The organism is Salmonella sp. 32120201201600049SM, from assembly GCF_017572835.1.
In the GTDB taxonomy this organism is placed as follows: Bacteria; Pseudomonadota; Gammaproteobacteria; order Enterobacterales; family Enterobacteriaceae; genus Salmonella; species Salmonella enterica.
On record NZ_JAGESA010000001.1, the window covers coordinates 152,043 to 170,044 of the forward strand.

An 18,002-nucleotide genomic window follows, 5' to 3' on the forward strand; every position below is an offset into this window, starting at 1 on the left:
CATTCGGCTGCCTTTTTTAATGGCGCTTTACATGCCGCTCTCCGACAGTCTGTCAGAACTGATAATTGGCGGTGAGGCTGACGTTACGCGGTGCGCCGTAAACAATGGAACCATCAATATTGGTGTCGTAGGTTTTATCAAACAGGTTATTGATGTTTCCCTGTACGGAGAAATTTTTCGTCACCTGATAGCGGGTAAACAGATCGACCAGCGCATAGCTGCCCTGTTCGGCGCGGAAAGTGCCGTACGGCGTCGTGGTATCTTTGTAAACCCGATTCTGCCAGTTCACGCCGCCGCCGACCGTCAGCTCCGGTATCGCCGGCAGACGATAGCGGGTGAATAACTTCACGCTGGTGCGCGGAAGATTAGGGTTCACGGCGTTACCTTCATTGTCCTCGGCAACATACCGGGTAGCCCCGAAAGTCATCTGCCAGTTATCGGTAATTGCGCCGTTCACTTCAAATTCGACGCCTTTGCTCACCGTTCCGTCAGTAGACTTCCAGGCAAACTCCCCATTACTGCCAGGGATGGGAATAGTGGTTGCCTGAGCGACGTTATTCTGCTCAATGCGGAACACGGACAACGTGGTGGTGAGGCGACTGTTCATCCAGTCGGACTTCAGACCCGCTTCATAGTTATTACCGGTAATCGGAGCCAGATATTGACCCGCTTTGTCGCATTTATTCTGCGGCTGAAAGATAGAGGTATAACTGGCATAAGCGGACCAGTTGTCGTTGATATCATAAATCAGCCCGGCATACGGCGTGGTATGGTTTTTCTCCATGCTGTAGGTCAGTGTATCAACACGCCAGTTGGTATAACGAGCGCCGAGAATCAGATGCAGCGGGTCGGCCAGCGAAATGCGCGTAGCGGCATACAGCGATTTCATATGCGTGGTATCGTCCTGCGCCAGATTTTGTGGCGCCCAGTGGGTTTGGGGGAAATTACCGTTAAAGGCGCTGAAGTTGCCAATGTCGTCCGGAAAGACGTTCGCCCAGGCGCTAAAATAGCGGTTATTCTGTTTACTATAACTGCCGCCAAACATCATATTGTGCTGACGGCCAAACAGCTCATAAGCGCCATCGGCAAAGAGATCTATGGCATCTACTTTGCGCTTGCCGCTGTTCCAGCCCGTACCGCCGACCACGGGGTAGCTTGCGCCATAAGGACTCACCAGCGTACCTGTCTCTTTATCCACTAACGCATCGATATACATCATTTTACTGTCGAATTTGACCTCAGTATGGGTCGCATTCAGGGTCGCCTGCCAGCTTTCGGCAAAACGCTGCTTAAGCGTGACGAAGAATTTATTTATCTCTTTATTGTTATAAGCCCAGTCCGGGGCGGTACTACGCGCGCGGTCATAGCTATTTTTGCTGCCATCGGTATTCCAGCGCGGCAGACCGCCCCAGGTCGGGCTGTTGACATCAATTTTTTGATATTCATAACCGGCTGAAAGGCTGGTAGTTGCCCCCAGATCGGCATCGATAATTCCGGAAAAGAACGCTTTCTCACTGTTATAGCGGTCCAGCCAGGAATCATTATTCTGATAACCCGCCACGATGCGCCCACGGACATTACCGTCTGCGGTGAGCGGACTTTGCAGATCCATGACGTAACGCTGCTTATTCCAGCTACCGTATTCTGTGGAGACGTTACCTTTGAACTCCCGACTGGTGGCGTGTTTACGGATCATATTAATTGAGGCAGAAGGATTACCGGTTCCGGTCATCAGCCCATTCGCGCCGCGAACCACCTCCACGCGCTCATACAGCGCGGTATCCGTTAGCGCATCGCCCAGATTCCAGCGGGACTCAAAATACGTTGGAATACCGTCAACCATATAGTTGTCAATTTCAAACCCGCGCGAGTAATAGCTGATGCGATCGGAGTCAGCCTGGCTTCCGCTGATCCCCAGCGTATTGGTCATCACCTCGCCCAGGGTTTGCAACTGCTGGTCTTCCATACGCTGCTGGCTGACAATACTGACCGACTGCGGGATATCGCGCTGAGTCATCGGCATTTTGGTGCCCGCTGCGGTCGTTTTCACGCTGTAATCCTGTTCTTCGCGGTTTACGGCGTCAGCGGTCGTCGCGCCTTCGACAATAACGGTATCCTCAGCCGCGAAGGCGGCAGGCATAAATGCCATCGCCATACCCATAGCTAACAGCGACGGTGCGGCGGTGGACGGAAGGTGTTTGTCCCGGCGGTATTGAATGAAAGACATCTGAAAATCCTTGCTTGTTATTGGGGTAAGTTCAGGACGTATGACGTTGAACCTTTTCATTCTTTGCTAGTTAATGCGCATAAAAATGCAAATGAGAAATATACGAATTTGTATTAAATGTGTAAAACGGTATAACCAGGGAAACTAGAAATATTTTTTAAGCGTACAAAGGCGTCATGGCAGGGGGATATGGCGGTAAGTCCAGCATGTAGTCATTTTTCGCTTAATAAATCGTGGGTTAAAGTTGAAAGAGCGTCGGTAACTCGCTCATACTCTATACTCGCAGTATGGCTCGGCGTAGCATGTGCGCTGCAAGGGCTATTATGAAAAAGGAAAACGTCGTGGCAGAAGAAACTATATTCAGCAAAATTATTCGTCGTGAAATCCCTTCGGATATCGTTTATCAGGATGAGCTGGTCACCGCCTTTCGTGATATTTCACCGCAGGCGCCGACGCATATCTTGATTATTCCCAATATCCTGATCCCAACCGTCAATGACGTGACGGCGGAACATGAACAGGCGTTAGGTCGGATGATCACCGTGGCGGCGAAAATCGCCGAACAGGAAGGCATTGCCGAAGATGGGTATCGTTTAATCATGAATACCAACCGTCATGGGGGCCAGGAGGTTTATCATATCCATATGCACCTACTGGGCGGCCGCCCGCTAGGCCCGATGCTGGCGCATAAAGGCTTGTAAGTATGATCAAAGGATGCATCGCGGTTTCTCTGGGCTTGCTGCTGCTTACCGGCTGCCGGTCACACCCTGAAATTCCGGTAAGCGACGCGCAGTCGCTGGTGATGGAGTCCACGGTTCTGGCGGCGGGCGTCACCGCAGAGCCGCCTGAACTGACGGCGTCTGATATCCAGCCATCAGCCTCTTCCCGCGTCTATAACGAAAGGCAAGAGCCCATAACCGTTCATTATCGGTTTTACTGGTATGACGCGCGGGGGCTGGAGATGCATCCGCTGGAGGCGCCGCGTAGCGTAACCATACCCGCGCGTTCGTCGGTAACGCTATTTGGCAGCGCCAATTATCTGGGGGCGCATAAGGTCAGGCTTTATCTTTATTTGTGAGGAGTGAATTTTGATGACAAAAATGCATCGCTACGCTGCCATTGCTGCGCTGGCGATATTTCTCTCCGGGTGTATGGCGCAACGTCAACCTGCGCCAGTTGAAGAGGTAAAACCAGCGCCAGAACAACCCGCGCAGCCACCACAGCCTCCTGTTGTGCCGTCTGTGCCAACCATTCCACAGCAACCGGGGCCGATCGAACATGAAGATCAAACGGGCCAGCCAGCGCCTAAGGTGCGCCACTATGACTGGAACGGCGCGATGCAACCGCTGGTCAGCAAAATGTTGCAGGCTGATGGCGTGACGGCCGGAAGCGTATTGCTTGTCGACAGCGTGAATAACCGGACGAATGGGTCGTTAAATGCGAACGAGGCAACGGAAACGTTACGTAATGCGCTGGCGAACAACGGTAAATTTACGCTGGTCTCTGTACAGCAACTCGCGATGGCAAAACAGCAGTTAGGGTTGTCTCCGCAGGATAGTCTGGGAACGCGCAGTAAAGCTATTGGCATTGCGCGCAATGTCGGGGCGCAATATGTACTTTACTCCAGCGCATCCGGTAACGTTAACGCGCCTGCATTACAGATGCAGTTAATGCTGGTGCAAACTGGCGAGATAATCTGGTCAGGTAAAGGTGCGGTCCAACAACAATAATCCCTTAACGCGCGACGAGATCCTGTCGCGCTATTTTCCCCAGTATCGTCCCGCCGTCGCCGCATCGCAGGGGCTAAGCGGCGGGAGCTGTATTATTGCCCACGATACTCACCGTGTCGTGCTGCGCCGTCATCACGACCCCGACGCTCCACCAGCCCATTTTTTACGTCATTACCGCGCCTTATCCCAATTGCCGGCCAGTCTTGCGCCGCGAGCGCTTTTTTATACGCCAGGCTGGATGGCGGTAGAATATCTGCATGGTGTGGTAAATTCCGCTCTGCCAGATGCCGACGAACTGGCGGCCTTACTGTATCATTTGCATCAACAGCCGCGTTTTGGCTGGCGTATCGCGCTATCGCCACTATTGGCGCAGTACTGGTCGTGTTGCGATCCGGCAAGGCGTACGCCGTTTTGGTTGCGGCGGCTCAAACAGTTGCAAAAAAACGGTGAACCTCGCCCGCTGCGGCTCGCGCCTTTGCATATGGATGTCCATGGCGACAATATAGTATTAACGTCCGCCGGGTTGAGACTGATTGACTGGGAGTATGCCGGTGACGGCGATATTGCGTTGGAGCTGGCGGCAGTATGGGTTGAGGATGAACGCCAGCACCGACAACTGGCAAACGCTTATGCCGCGTGCGCGCGAATCGACGCCCGGCAGCTATGGCGACAGATACGATTATGGCACCCCTGGGTCATTATGCTAAAAGCAGGGTGGTTCGAATACCGCTGGCGACAAACCGGCGAGCAACAATTTATCAGGCTGGCCGATGAAACCTGGCGCCAGCTACGTATGAAAGGATAAGGAGAGCAGTGTGGGCCCAGTAATGTTGAATGTCGAAGGATGTGAGCTGGATGCGGAGGAGCGCGAGATACTGGCGCATCCGCTGGTTGGCGGGCTTATTCTGTTCACGCGTAATTACCATGACCCGGAACAGCTGCGCGAATTAGTGCGCCAGATTCGGGCGGCATCGCGTAACCATCTGGTGGTGGCCGTCGATCAGGAAGGCGGGCGCGTACAGCGTTTCCGTGAAGGGTTTACCCGCCTGCCCGCGGCGCAATCTTTTTTTGCGCTGCATGGGCTGGAAGAGGGGGGACGACTGGCGCAGGAGGCAGGGTGGCTGATGGCCAGCGAAATGATCGCGATGGATATTGATATCAGTTTTGCGCCAGTGCTGGACGTCGGGCATATCAGCGCGGCAATTGGCGAGCGTTCTTATCATGCCGATCCCGCAAAAGCGTTGGCAATGGCAACACGCTTTATTGACGGCATGCATGACGCCGGGATGAAAACGACCGGTAAGCATTTCCCCGGCCACGGCGCGGTCACGGCGGACTCCCACAAAGAGACGCCGTGCGATCCACGTCCTGAAACGGACATCCGTGGCAAAGATATGTCGGTGTTCCGCACGCTGATTAGCGAGAATAAACTGGATGCGATTATGCCTGCCCACGTGATCTACCGCGCTATCGATCCGCGTCCGGCAAGCGGTTCGCCGTACTGGCTGAAAACGGTGCTGCGTCAGGAGTTAGGCTTTGATGGCGTCATTTTCTCCGACGATCTGTCGATGGAGGGCGCGGCGATTATGGGCAGCTATGCTGAGCGCGCTCAGGCGTCGCTGGATGCGGGTTGCGATATGATTCTGGTCTGCAATAATCGTAAAGGCGCAGTCAGCGTGTTGGATAATCTGTCGCCGATCAAAGCAGAACGTGTTACACGTTTGTATCATAAAGGTTCATTTTCACGCCGGGAGCTCATGGACTCAGCACGCTGGAAAACAGCCAGCGCCCAGCTCAACCAGTTACATGAACGCTGGCAGGAAGAAAAAGCAGGTCATTAACTCGAGTTTTCGTGAGGGTGCCAGATGATTATTTATTTACACGGTTTTGATTCAAATAGTCCGGGCAACCATGAAAAAGTGTTGCAATTACAGTTTATCGACCCGGATGTTCGGCTGGTAAGCTACAGTACGCGGCATCCTAAGCACGATATGCAGCATCTGCTGAAAGAAGTGGACAAAATGTTGCAGTTGAATGTGGACGAGCGCCCTTTAATCTGTGGCGTGGGGCTGGGCGGTTACTGGGCGGAGCGGATTGGCTTTTTGTGCGATATCCGTCAGGTGGTTTTTAACCCGAACCTGTTCCCCTATGAAAACATGGAGGGGAAAATCGATCGCCCGGAAGAATATGCGGACATCGCTACAAAGTGCGTGACCAACTTTCGCGAAAAAAATCGCGATCGTTGTCTGGTGATCCTCTCGCGTCATGACGAAGCGCTGGACAGCCAACGCTCAGCGCAAGCGCTTCACCCGTTTTATGAAATTGTGTGGGATGAGGAACAGACTCACAAATTCAAAAATATTTCGCCGCATTTGCAACGTATCAAAGCGTTTAAAACGCTGGGGTAACGCCCCCGGCAATATGGCGTTATCAGTGACCGGATAACCAGCCTTGCGGCTGGTTTTTTTATGCTCAATTCTCGCAAACTGTCTATCTTTTCAGCATGAAAACTTGATGCACATCAATTTTGGTATGACCAATGCACCGTTCATGCTATTCTCATATCAGAAGCTTATTCTCATTAACGTAACTTGTTGTTAATTAAAGGCTATGCTAATAACTTTTAATTAACAATTGGTTAATAAATTTAAGGGGGTCACGTTGACTACACCATTAAAAAAGATCGTGATTGTCGGCGGCGGCGCTGGCGGGCTGGAAATGGCGACGCAGTTAGGCCATAAACTGGGGCGCAAGAAAAAAGCGAAAATCACGCTGGTAGACAGAAATCACAGCCATCTGTGGAAACCATTGCTGCACGAAGTGGCGACTGGCTCTCTGGACGAAGGCGTGGATGCGCTGAGCTATCTGGCTCATGCGCGTAATCATGGTTTCCAGTTCCAGCTGGGGTCGGTGATGGATATCGATCGCGAAGCGAAAACCATCACTATTGCCGAGTTGCGTGATGAAAAGGGCGAACTGCTGGTGCCGGAGCGCAAAATCGCGTATGACACGCTGGTGATGGCGCTGGGCAGCACCTCTAATGATTTCAACACGCCGGGCGTGAAAGAGCACTGTATCTTCCTCGATAACCCGCATCAGGCGCGCCGTTTTCACCAGGAGATGCTGAACCTGTTCCTCAAGTATTCGGCTAATCTGGGCGCGAACGGTAAGGTCAATATCGCCATCGTTGGCGGTGGTGCGACGGGGGTTGAGCTGTCGGCTGAACTGCATAATGCGGTAAAACAGCTGCATAGCTATGGTTATAAGGGGCTGACCAACGACGCGCTGAACGTGACGTTGGTTGAGGCTGGCGAGCGTATTCTGCCTGCGTTGCCGCCGCGTATCTCCAGCGCCGCGCATAATGAACTGACCAAACTGGGCGTTCGCGTGCTGACGCAAACTATGGTCACCAGCGCCGACGAAGGCGGTCTGCATACGAAAGAAGGTGAATATATTCAGGCCGATCTGATGGTGTGGGCGGCGGGTATCAAAGCGCCAGATTTTATGAAAGAGATTGGTGGTCTGGAAACGAACCGCATTAACCAACTAGTGGTGGAACCGACGCTGCAAACCACGCGCGATCCTGATATTTATGCGATTGGCGACTGCGCTTCCTGCGCACGTCCGGAGGGAGGTTTTGTGCCGCCTCGCGCTCAGGCGGCGCATCAGATGGCTACCTGCGCGATGAATAACATTCTGGCGCAGATGAATGGCAAACCGCTGAAAGCTTACCAGTATAAAGATCATGGATCGCTGGTCTCTCTGTCCAACTTCTCTACCGTGGGTAGTCTGATGGGGAACCTGACCCGCGGTTCAATGATGATTGAAGGACGTATCGCCCGCTTCGTGTATATCTCGCTATACCGTATGCACCAGATAGCGCTGCATGGATACTTTAAAACCGGCCTGATGATGCTGGTGGGCAGTATTAACCGCGTCATTCGTCCGCGCCTGAAACTGCATTAATTTCTCTGCGCCTCACCGGCTGCTCGCCGGTGAGCGCTTCTCCATCACTTGCTTCGGAGTTGTCCGAATCCTTCAGCTTTACCGCCTCATCCCGCATTTTTCATCCTCATTCCGATTGGCTTTGTTCGCATACTGGTTGCAAAATTGTTACCAATAGCAACGAAGGAGGAACTCCCGTGAATAAATCAATGTTGGCGGGTATAGGGATTGGCGTAGCGGCTGCGCTGGGTGTGGCGGCAGTGGCCAGTCTCAACGTATTTGATCGTGGTCCGCAATATGCGCAGGTGATATCGGCTAAACCGATTAAAGAGACGGTAAAAACGCCGCGTCAGGAGTGCCGTAATGTCACGGTCACGCATCGCAGACCGGTTCAGGACGAAAACCGTATTGCCGGCTCGGTGCTTGGCGCAGTAGCAGGCGGCGTGATTGGACATCAATTTGGCGGCGGTCGTGGTAAAGATGTGGCGACGGTCGTCGGGGCGCTGGGCGGCGGTTATGCTGGCAATCAAATCCAGGGATCAATGCAGGAAAGTGATACTTACACTACCACTCAGCAACGCTGTAAGACGGTGTATGACAAATCTGAAAAGATGCTTGGCTACGACGTGACCTACAAAATTGGCGATCAGCAGGGCAAAATCCGCATGGATAAAGACCCCGGAACGCAAATTCCCCTCGACGGCAATGGCCAACTGGTTCTGAATAACAAAGCATAAAAAAGCTGTACTCTGCAAGTTAGCCCCTCATTCGCTCAGGCTGAGGGGCTTTTTTTATCCGAAGCCGCGTCGTTCAGGACTTGAGTAGTTCAGGCCAGATGCGCAGAGTCGTACGCGTAATTTGCATCAGTTGTTCGAAGGTGGCTCCTTCACGGGCGCTGATCGACATTCCCTGTAAAATACAGTTTATATATTCCGCGAGCGCCTGCGGGTTACAGTGCGCCGGAATTTCACCGCGCTCCTGACGTTGGCGCAGAAACTGGATGAGCGTCTGTTCCTGCATGGCGTGGCGTGATTTTACCGTGCGGGCGATATCGCGCGAGGAGGCGGCGAGGGTGGCGGACGTATTAATCATAAAGCAGCCAGCCGGCGTGTCTGTACTGGTAAAGCAGGCGGCAATTTCTGTGAAGTAATCTTCCAGCGCCGATTCCACGCTTTTCTCTTCACAAAAGAGCTGGGCTTCGTGCTTTGAGGCAAAGCGAGTGATGTAGCGATCCAGTACAGCGCGAAATAATCCTTCTTTATTAGTGAATTCCGCATAGAGAGTAGGCGCTTTCGCCCCGGTAGCCTCTACGAGATCGGCAAGCGAAGTTGCTTCATAGCCGTGCTGCCAGAAGAGAGTCATGGCCTTATCAAGCGCGGCTTCCCTGTCGAACACTTTTGGTCGGCCACGGCTTTTCTTCGCGCAACTCGTGGTATCCGTTGTCATGATGCCGTTGTACCTGTTTAAAGAGCGGTCTCTCTATTATAAAAACAAACCACTTCTGGCTCCAGAGTATTCATTAGAAAAATAAATCAATTCTATTCACATGAAAAATAACATCTTTATAAATTATATAACGATCATTATAAAAAGAGGTTGACGTGTGATGTAGATCACATCTATGATTAATTTATCGATCGTTAAGTTAATGCTTACGACACCCATTCATCTGCTAAAGGTCATCACTATGAAAAACGTAAAAACCCTCATCGCTGCTGCGGTACTGAGTTCGCTCTCATTCGCCAGCTTCGCCGCCGTTGAAGTTCAGGCAACGCCAGAAGGTCAACAGAAGTTCGGCACCATTTCCGCGAATGGCGGCACGAATCTGGGCTCGCTGGAAGATCAGCTGGCGCAAAAAGCGCAGGAGATGGGGGCGAAGTCTTTCCGTATTACCTCTGTTACCGGCCCGAATACCCTCCACGGTACGGCGGTAATCTATAAGTAAGCATTAACCCTCATTAATGCCGCTGCGATTGCCACAATAAAAAGAGAAAGCCTCGCGATGCATCGCGAGGCTTTTTTGTCGGTCAGCTATTCACGCTTACAGCGACTGCGGTTTCGCCTCTGATTGACGGGTTACATCCACCGGCATTCCGGAACGCACTTCCATAACATGTTCCATCACCGCAGCATCGGTCTGCGGCGCGTCCTTAAAGGCCTGCATCGGGCCATTCAGCACAATCGGCAGCACCTGTGGATCGTCGCCTATATTTTTAGACAGCGGCTGATGAACTTCCACCAGTCGCACGCCGCCTGGCTCCACCGAGGCTTTAATCGGCGTATTGATTATATTCACTTTGGTTCCCGGCGTGACCTGACGGAACAATGTCTCTATATCACCGTCGCGCAGACGGATACAGCCGGAACTGACGCGCATACCAATGCCAAAATCGGCATTCGTGCCATGTAACAGATAGACGCCGCCGTAGGCCGCTAAACGAATCGCGTGATGCCCCATTGGGTTATCGGGACCGGCAGGCACCACGGCGGGGAGATCGATGCCTTGCGCTTTATAACGGGCGCGAATATTGGCGGTCGGCGTCCAGGTTGGATTGGCGCGTTTATCCGAAATGGTCGTCACCATCGTTGGCGTCAGGGTATCGCCGCCCAGTTGGCCAATCCCGATAGGGTAGACCGTGACCGTATTTTTCCCCGGTTGATAATAGTAAAGCCGTAATTCCGCGAGGTTAATGACGATACCTTCACGTGGCGCGTCCGGTAGCAGCGTTTGCAGCGGAATCGTCAGCACGCTGCCTGCGCGTGGCACGTAAGGATCAATGCCAGGGTTGGCCTGTAACAGGGCTAAAAAGCCCACGTTATATTTTTTGGCGATCGCCTCCAGCGAGCCGCCGTCGTCTTCAACGACATGGAATTTATTTTCTCCCACCAGTCGACTGCCGGGGGGCGGAAGAGGCCACGTATTCGCCTGCGCGGGAAGGGCAAGCATGATGGTCGCGGTAAGCGCAAGCAACGCCCACCAGCGAGAGAGTCGCGTATTGTTGAACATTATAATAAACCCATGATTATTATGTGGTTATTTTTATAAAAGAGGAAATAAGAATTATGGCGGTTGGCTGTGTCTGGAACTGCAGGGAAGTGCAAAGAATTTGTAAAGATTAGGCCGGACGCAGAGTAATGACGCCCGGCCTGACGCTTATGCAATAGCGTTTTCTTCCAGTTGCTGCATGAACTGGCGTACCCAGTCTATACGCGTTTTACGTTCGCTTAAATCCTGAATAAACTTGAGGCGCGTCGGGCCATCCAGACGGAAATGCTGCGGCTGTTTTTGCAGCAACCCGATAAGCCAGGCGGGGTCAACGTGGTTTTTCTCGGCGAACTCAATCGTTCCGCCTTTCTCGTTACCCTCCAGTTTTCGGATGCCGAGCTTTTGCGCCTGTTGGCGCAGGCGTGCGATATCCAGCAGATTACGCGCCGGATCGGGCAGCAGGCCGAAGCGGTCGATCAATTCCACTTTGATCTCTTCCAGCTCGTTTTCGTTCTTTGCGCTGGCAATGCGTTTATAGAATGACAGCCGGGTATTAACATCCGGAATAAAATCATCTGGCAGTAACGACGGCATTCGCAGCTCGACTTCCGTTTGCTGACTGGTGAGATCTTCCAGCGAGGGTTCGCGGCCTGCTTTCAGCGCATCAACGGCGTTTTCCAGCAGTTCCATGTAGAGTGAGAAGCCAATGGTTTCCATTGAGCCGCTTTGCTCTTCGCCAAGCAGTTCGCCCGCGCCGCGGATCTCCAGATCGTGGGTCGCCAGCGCAAACCCGGCGCCTAAATCCTCCAGCGACGCAATCGCCTCCAGCCGTTTTTGCGCATCGGTGGTCATGGCCTTAGGATGTGGCGTCAACAGCCAGGCGTAGGCCTGGTGGTGCGAGCGCCCAACGCGGCCACGCAGCTGGTGCAACTGCGCGAGGCCGAAATGATCCGCGCGTTCAATGATGATCGTGTTAGCGGTGGGAATGTCGATCCCCGTTTCGATAATGGTAGTACACACCAGCACGTTAAAACGTTGATGGTGGAAATCGTTCATGACCCGTTCTAGCTCACGTTCACGCATCTGCCCGTGGCCTATAGCGATTCGCGCTTCCGGCACCAGTTCCGCCAGCCGCTCTGCGGCTTTCTGAATATTTTCGACGTCATTGTACAAATAGTAAACCTGACCGCCGCGCAGGATTTCACGCAGAATCGCTTCCCTTACCACCAGGCTATCATACTCGCGGACAAAGGTTTTTACCGCCAGACGACGGGCAGGGGGGGTGGCGATAATAGAGAGATCGCGCATACCGCTCATCGCCATATTCAGCGTCCGCGGGATCGGCGTCGCCGTGAGCGTCAGAATATCGACATCGGCGCGCATCGCCTTAATTCGCTCTTTGTGGCGCACGCCGAAACGGTGCTCTTCATCGACAATCAGCAGGCCGAGGTCGCGTAGCTTCACATCGCTTTGTAGCAGTTTATGCGTACCGATCAGAATATCGATCTTACCCTCGGCGGCTTCCGCCAGGATTTGCGTCTGCTCTTTGGCGCTGCGAAAGCGGGACAGCATCTCAATGCGTACCGGCCAGTTGGCGAAACGGTCGCGGAAGTTGTCATAGTGTTGCTGCGCCAGCAGCGTGGTCGGCACCAGTACCGCTACCTGTTTATGGTTTTCCACCGCCAGGAACGCGGCGCGCATCGCCACTTCGGTTTTGCCGAAGCCGACGTCGCCGCACACCAGCCTGTCCATCGCCAGCGGTTGGCACATATCGCTCAATACGGCGTTAATCGCCTGTGCCTGATCGGGCGTCGTTTCAAACGGGAAGCTGTCGCAGAATAACTGATACTGCTCACGATCATGCTTAAAGGCAAACCCCTCTTTTGCCGCCCGTTGCGCATAAATATCCAACAGTTCCGCTGCGACATCGCGCACTTTTTCCGCCGCTTTCTGCCGGGCGCGCGACCAGGCGTCGCCACCCAGTTTATGCAGCGGCGCACTTTCTTCCGCGCCGCCGGCATAGCGGCTAATCAGATGCAATGAGGAAACCGGCACATACAGTTTGGCGTCATTGGCGTAGGTGAGCATCAGATACTCACCCTTGATGCCGCCAGCCTCCAGAGTGGTCATGCCGGCATAGCGTCCGACGCCGTGCTCCAGATGCACTACCGGTTGACCGACGTGGAGCTCCGCCAGGTTACGAATCAACGTATCCGGGTTGATCGTACGACGGGAATCCAGGCGGCGACGCGCGACCCGTTCACCCAGGAGATCGCTTTCGCAAATCAGCGCCAGATTGCGTTGGGTGTCGATAAAACCATGTTCTGCGGCGCCAATCATCAGATAGCGTCCCGCATCCTGCGCCTCGTCCAGGCGTAATATCCGCTTCGGCGCGATTTTTATGCGGGCCAGGAGCTCTCCCAGCGCTTCGCGGCGTCCTTCGCTTTCCACAGAAAAAATCACCGGACCGCTGAAAGATTCGAGGAACTTACGCAGCGCGTCCAGCGGCGCTTTCTGCTGCGCCTGGATAGCCAAATCCGGTAATTTCTGGAAACCGAGATTGGTATTGGCGGCTTTTTCCGGCAGGTGGTCGGTTTTAAGCTGGAGGCGAGGCCAGCGTTTAAGCTCGGAAAAGAGCTCATCCACCCGTAGCCAGAGGGCTTCCGGCGGCAAAAGCGGGCGCATAGGATCGACGCCACGATTTTCAAAACGCGCCAGCGTATCGGCCTGAAAGCGTTCGGCGCTGGTTTCCAGCGAGCCGGTATTCACCACCAGAGTATTGGCGGGGAAGTAGCTAAATAATGGCGGTAACGGTTCGCTGAAAAAGAGCGGCTGCCAGTATTCGATCCCGGCGGGGAGGGTGCCTTTGCTGACCTGCTGATAGATGTGCTCGGCGTCGCGTTTTACCTCAAAGGTATCGCGCCACTGGCTACGGAAAAGCTCAATAGCGGCTTTGTCGGTAGGAAATTCGTGCGCGGGCAACAAATTGATGGCCTCAACCTCCTCCAGCGTACGCTGGGTATCCGCGTCAAACAGACGCAGGCTGTCGATTTCATCATCAAAAAAGTCGAGGCGATAAGGCTGTTCGCTGCCCATCGGAAAGAGATCCAACAGCGCGCCGCGCGTCGCGTATTCGCCATGCTCCATCACCTGATCGACATGCCGATAACCGGCGCTGTCAAGCTGCGCGCGCAGAGCGTCGCGGGACAGCCGCTGGCCTTTTTTCATCACCAGCGCATGACCATGCAGATAGCTATGCGGACAAACGCGCTGCATCAGGGTGTTTACCGGTACAATCAAGACGCCGCGCTGCATCGACGGCAACTGGTAGAGCGTGGACAGACGCGAAGAGATAATTTCCTGATGCGGGGAGAAGCTGTCATACGGTAGCGTTTCCCAGTCCGCCAGGTTCATGACCATCTGATCGGTAAACTGGCGGATTTCATCATGCAATCGCAGAGCATTTTGCATGTCAGGCGCTATGAGTACCACCGGACCGGCATGGCGTTCAGCTATCTCCGCCACCAGCGTAGCGCAGGCGGCACCGGTAAGTTCGCCCAACTGGCGCTGATCGCCCGCTTTTGTCGGCAGCGTGTAACGTTGTTTTTCAGGCATAACGGTTGTCAGTATCTCTTTTTGTTTTACGCCGCACTCTACGCGTCACCCTTCAGGCTGCTTCATGGTTGGCTGCACGCCAGGACAGCATGAAGGACTCAGGTATTCAGGGGCATATGACTGATAAGCAATGTTCTTTATTATCCGCGATCGTTGTTTATTAGCAAATTGAATCCGCCGCATAACACGCCGAACAGGTAAAGTATGAACATGTAAGTGACTTGATTTGTCGGCCTTTTTCAGAATAACGCTGACGAACTCTTACGGTTCAGACATTTACGCATTCCGCTTTCGCTTATATACTCGGGACTTTGCTAACAGCAACCAGACGGATTACATGTATCAACCTGTCGCTCTATTCATTGGCCTGCGTTACATGCGCGGGCGTGCAGCAGATCGCTTCGGTCGCTTCGTTTCCTGGCTTTCCACTATCGGCATTACCCTGGGGGTGATGGCGCTGGTCACGGTATTGTCGGTGATGAACGGTTTTGAGCGCGAACTGCAAAATAACATTCTTGGTTTGATGCCTCAGGCCATCCTCTCTGCTGAACATGGTTCTCTTAACCCGAGTCAGATGCCGGAAAAAGCGGTGAATCTGCAAGGCGTTAACCGTATTGCGCCGCTGACGACGGGCGATGTCGTACTGCAAAGCGCGCGTAGCGTTGCAGTTGGCGTGATGTTGGGTATCGATCCGACGCAAAAAGATCCGTTAACGCCGTATCTGGTCAATGTGAAGCAAAGCGAATTACAGCCGGGTAAGTATAATGTCATCCTCGGCGAGCAGCTCGCCGGACAGTTAGGGGTCAACCGCGGCGATCAGATTCGGCTAATGGTGCCATCTGCCAGCCAGTTTACGCCAATGGGACGCCTGCCCAGCCAGCGTCTGTTTACGGTGATTGGCACATTTGCCGCCAATAGCGAGGTCGATGGCTATGAAATGCTGGTCAATATTCAGGACGCGTCGCGTTTAATGCGCTATCCGGCAGGCAATATTACCGGCTGGCGTCTGTGGCTGGATGAACCGCTGCAAGTCGATACCCTCAGCCAACAGACGCTGCCGCAAGGCACGAAGTGGCAGGACTGGCGCGAACGCAAAGGCGAGTTGTTCCAGGCTGTGCGCATGGAAAAGAACATGATGGGATTGTTGCTGAGCCTCATCGTGGCGGTCGCGGCTTTTAACATTATTACTTCGTTGGGCCTGATGGTTATGGAGAAGCAGGGTGAAGTGGCGATTTTACAAACTCAAGGGCTGACGCCGCGACAAATTATGATGGTCTTTATGGTGCAGGGCGCCAGCGCCGGGATTATCGGCGCGCTGTTGGGCGCCGCGCTGGGCGCATTGCTTGCCAGCCAACTGAATAACCTGATGCCGATCATCGGCGCGTTTCTGGATGGCGCTGCGTTGCCCGTGGCGATAGAGCCGTTACAGGTGATCGTTATCGCGCTGGTGGCAATGGCCATCGCGCTGCTTTCTACGCTTTATCCTTCCTGGCGCGCTGCCGCCACTCAACCCGCTGAGGCTTTACGTTATGAATAAGATCCTGTTGCAATGCGACAACCTGTGCAAACGCTATCAGGAAGGCACCGTACAAACCGACGTGTTGCACGATGTCAGCTTCAGTATCGGCGAAGGCGAAATGATGGCGATCGTCGGCAGTTCCGGTTCGGGTAAAAGTACGTTGCTGCACCTGTTAGGCGGGCTGGATACGCCTACCTCTGGCGATGTGATTTTTAGCGGCCAGCCGATGAGCAAACTCTCTTCTGCGGCAAAAGCGGAATTACGTAACCAGAAACTGGGGTTTATCTATCAGTTTCATCATCTCCTGCCGGATTTTACGGCGCTGGAAAACGTGGCGATGCCATTATTGATTGGCAAAAAGAAACCGGCGGAGATTGACGCTCGGGCGCGAGAAATGCTGCACGCTGTAGGGCTGGAGCATCGCGCAACCCATCGACCTTCGGAACTTTCCGGCGGTGAGCGCCAGCGTGTCGCGATAGCGCGCGCGTTGGTGAATAACCCGCGTCTGGTACTGGCGGATGAGCCGACCGGTAATCTGGATGCGCGTAATGCCGACAGTATTTTTGAGCTTCTGGGCGAGTTAAATCGTCTGCAGGGAACCGCGTTTCTGGTGGTGACTCACGATTTGCAACTGGCGAAACGTATGAGCCGCCAGCTTGAGATGCGCGATGGTCGCCTGACGGCGGAACTGAGCCTGATGGGGGCGGAGTAATGGCGTCGCCTTTATCATTGTTAATTGGCTTGCGTTTTAGCCGTGGACGGCGGCGCGGCGGTATGGTTTCGCTCATTTCCGTCATTTCTACCATCGGTATCGCGCTGGGCGTGGCGGTATTGATTGTCGGTTTAAGCGCGATGAACGGTTTCGAACGCGAGTTGAATAACCGTATTCTGGCGGTGGTTCCACACGGGGAGATTGAAGCGGTCAATCAGCCGTGGACCAACTGGCGTGAAGCGCTGGCAAAAGTGCAGAAGGTACCGGGCATTGCCGCCGCCGCGCCGTATATCAATTTTACTGGCCTGGTAGAGAGCGGGGCGAATTTGCGCGCCATTCAGGTTAAAGGCGTCGACCCTAAGCAAGAGCAGCAGCTTAGCGCGTTACCGTCATTTGTGCAAAATCACGCCTGGGATCATTTCAAAGCGGGCGAGCAGCAGATCATTATCGGTAAAGGCGTCGCCGATGCGCTGAACGTGAAACAGGGCGACTGGGTGTCCATCATGATCCCCAATGCGAATGCCGACCATAAGTTGCTCCAGCCCAAACGCGTGCGTTTGCATGTCATTGGGATTCTGCAACTGAGCGGCCAGCTCGATCACAGCTTCGCCATGATCCCGCTTGAGGATGCGCAGCAGTATCTGGATATGGGGTCCAGCGTTTCCGGTATCGCGCTTAAAGTCCACGACGTGTTTAATGCGAACAAACTGGTGCGTGACGCGGGTGAAGTGACTAACAGCTATGTCTACATTAAGAGCTGGATCGGCACCTACGGCTATATGTATCGCGATATCCAGATGATTCGCGCCATTATGTATCTGGCGATGATTCTGGTGATCGGCGTGGCCTGTTTTAATATCGTTTCCACCTTAGTGATGGCGGTAAAAGACAAAAGCGGCGACATTGCGGTATTAAGAACGCTGGGGGCGAAAGATGGTTTGATTCGTGCCATTTTCGTCTGGTACGGGCTACTGGCGGGCTTGCTGGGCAGCTTGATTGGCGTGGCGATCGGCGTTGTCGTTTCGCTTCAGCTTACCGCCATTATTAATGGGATTGAAAAGGCGATCGGGCATCAGTTTTTGTCCGGCGATATCTATTTTATCGACTTCCTGCCATCCGAATTACATTGGCTGGACGTTGTTTACGTACTGGTCACGGCGTTGTTGTTAAGCTTACTGGCGAGCTGGTATCCGGCGCGGCGGGCAAGCAACATTGACCCTGCGCGAGTATTGAGCGGCCAGTAATCGCGGAATATAAAAACAAGGAGC

16 protein-coding genes are annotated in these 18,002 nt (G+C 53.7%); 12 read left to right on the forward strand and 4 right to left on the reverse strand.

Translation table 11 applies throughout. The features are described from left to right. Window positions 1-52: 52 nt before the first annotated feature. The gene (fhuE, locus tag J4650_RS00760) at window positions 53-2,227 is read right to left on the reverse strand and encodes a ferric-rhodotorulic acid/ferric-coprogen receptor FhuE (RefSeq protein WP_023994306.1); all 2,175 of its coding nucleotides are present in this window, start codon (window positions 2,225-2,227) and stop codon (window positions 53-55) included. 341 nt (window positions 2,228-2,568) lie between these two features. Between fhuE and hinT the strand changes: the two genes are divergently transcribed. The 8 genes from hinT (at window position 2,569) to J4650_RS00800 (ending at window position 8,639) form a co-directional block, all read left to right on the forward strand. After that, on the forward strand, window positions 2,569-2,928 hold the full coding sequence (gene hinT, locus J4650_RS00765; RefSeq protein ID WP_001532068.1) for a purine nucleoside phosphoramidase: 360 nt from the start codon (window positions 2,569-2,571) through the stop codon (window positions 2,926-2,928). Window positions 2,929-2,930: 2 nt separating this feature from the next. Continuing rightward, the gene (locus tag J4650_RS00770) at window positions 2,931-3,305 is read left to right on the forward strand and encodes a YcfL family protein (protein WP_000589563.1); all 375 of its coding nucleotides are present in this window, start codon (window positions 2,931-2,933) and stop codon (window positions 3,303-3,305) included. Between the two features lie 13 nt (window positions 3,306-3,318). Next, entirely contained in the window at window positions 3,319-3,957 is a 639-nt protein-coding gene (gene lpoB / locus J4650_RS00775) for a penicillin-binding protein activator LpoB (protein WP_000164355.1), read from the forward strand. Continuing rightward, window positions 3,938-4,762, forward strand: a complete 825-nt coding sequence (gene thiK, locus J4650_RS00780; protein ID WP_001257334.1) for a thiamine kinase — start codon at window positions 3,938-3,940, stop codon at window positions 4,760-4,762. Before lpoB ends, thiK begins: the two co-directional genes overlap by 20 nt. Window positions 4,763-4,772: 10 nt before the next feature. Next, window positions 4,773-5,798: a beta-N-acetylhexosaminidase gene (gene nagZ / locus J4650_RS00785; RefSeq protein ID WP_000529340.1), complete on the forward strand. Its 1,026-nt coding sequence runs from the start codon at window positions 4,773-4,775 to the stop codon at window positions 5,796-5,798. A 24-nt stretch (window positions 5,799-5,822) separates the two neighbouring features. Then, window positions 5,823-6,365: an alpha/beta hydrolase YcfP gene (gene ycfP / locus J4650_RS00790; RefSeq protein ID WP_000587943.1), complete on the forward strand. Its 543-nt coding sequence runs from the start codon at window positions 5,823-5,825 to the stop codon at window positions 6,363-6,365. A 253-nt stretch (window positions 6,366-6,618) separates the two neighbouring features. After that, a complete protein-coding gene (gene ndh / locus J4650_RS00795; protein ID WP_000211053.1) occupies window positions 6,619-7,923 on the forward strand; it encodes an NADH-quinone dehydrogenase in 1,305 nt (434 codons plus the stop codon). A gap of 176 nt (window positions 7,924-8,099) precedes the next feature. Further along, a complete protein-coding gene (locus J4650_RS00800; protein WP_001043449.1) occupies window positions 8,100-8,639 on the forward strand; it encodes a glycine zipper 2TM domain-containing protein in 540 nt (179 codons plus the stop codon). A gap of 73 nt (window positions 8,640-8,712) precedes the next feature. Here J4650_RS00800 and comR read toward each other — a convergent pair whose 3' ends face one another. Then, window positions 8,713-9,348, reverse strand: coding sequence for a TetR family copper-responsive transcriptional repressor ComR (comR, locus tag J4650_RS00805; protein WP_000205986.1), 636 nt, complete (start codon window positions 9,346-9,348; stop codon window positions 8,713-8,715). A 241-nt stretch (window positions 9,349-9,589) separates the two neighbouring features. Here comR and bhsA point away from each other — a divergent pair, with 241 nt between their 5' ends. Continuing rightward, window positions 9,590-9,847 (forward strand): multiple stress resistance protein BhsA, encoded by a 258-nt coding sequence (bhsA, locus tag J4650_RS00810; protein WP_000800159.1) that lies wholly within the window; start codon window positions 9,590-9,592, stop codon window positions 9,845-9,847. A gap of 96 nt (window positions 9,848-9,943) precedes the next feature. On the opposite strand, the gene J4650_RS00815 is transcribed toward bhsA, so the two are convergent. Both J4650_RS00815 and mfd read right to left on the reverse strand, forming a co-directional pair. Further along, entirely contained in the window at window positions 9,944-10,909 is a 966-nt protein-coding gene (locus tag J4650_RS00815; protein WP_000482969.1) for a L,D-transpeptidase family protein, read from the reverse strand. Between the two features lie 147 nt (window positions 10,910-11,056). Beyond that, window positions 11,057-14,503: a transcription-repair coupling factor gene (mfd, locus tag J4650_RS00820; RefSeq protein WP_001114323.1), complete on the reverse strand. Its 3,447-nt coding sequence runs from the start codon at window positions 14,501-14,503 to the stop codon at window positions 11,057-11,059. 337 nt (window positions 14,504-14,840) lie between these two features. Between mfd and lolC the strand changes: the two genes are divergently transcribed. From lolC to lolE, 3 genes are read left to right on the forward strand one after another with little or no spacing between them, the layout of a single operon-like run. Beyond that, complete coding sequence (gene lolC / locus J4650_RS00825) at window positions 14,841-16,040, forward strand: lipoprotein-releasing ABC transporter permease subunit LolC (protein ID WP_001670457.1); 1,200 nt, start codon at window positions 14,841-14,843, stop codon at window positions 16,038-16,040. Further along, a complete protein-coding gene (gene lolD, locus J4650_RS00830; protein ID WP_001033714.1) occupies window positions 16,033-16,734 on the forward strand; it encodes a lipoprotein-releasing ABC transporter ATP-binding protein LolD in 702 nt (233 codons plus the stop codon). Before lolC ends, lolD begins: the two co-directional genes overlap by 8 nt. Beyond that, entirely contained in the window at window positions 16,734-17,978 is a 1,245-nt protein-coding gene (gene lolE / locus J4650_RS00835; RefSeq protein ID WP_000168091.1) for a lipoprotein-releasing ABC transporter permease subunit LolE, read from the forward strand. Before lolD ends, lolE begins: the two co-directional genes overlap by 1 nt. Window positions 17,979-18,002: the final 24 nt, after the last annotated feature.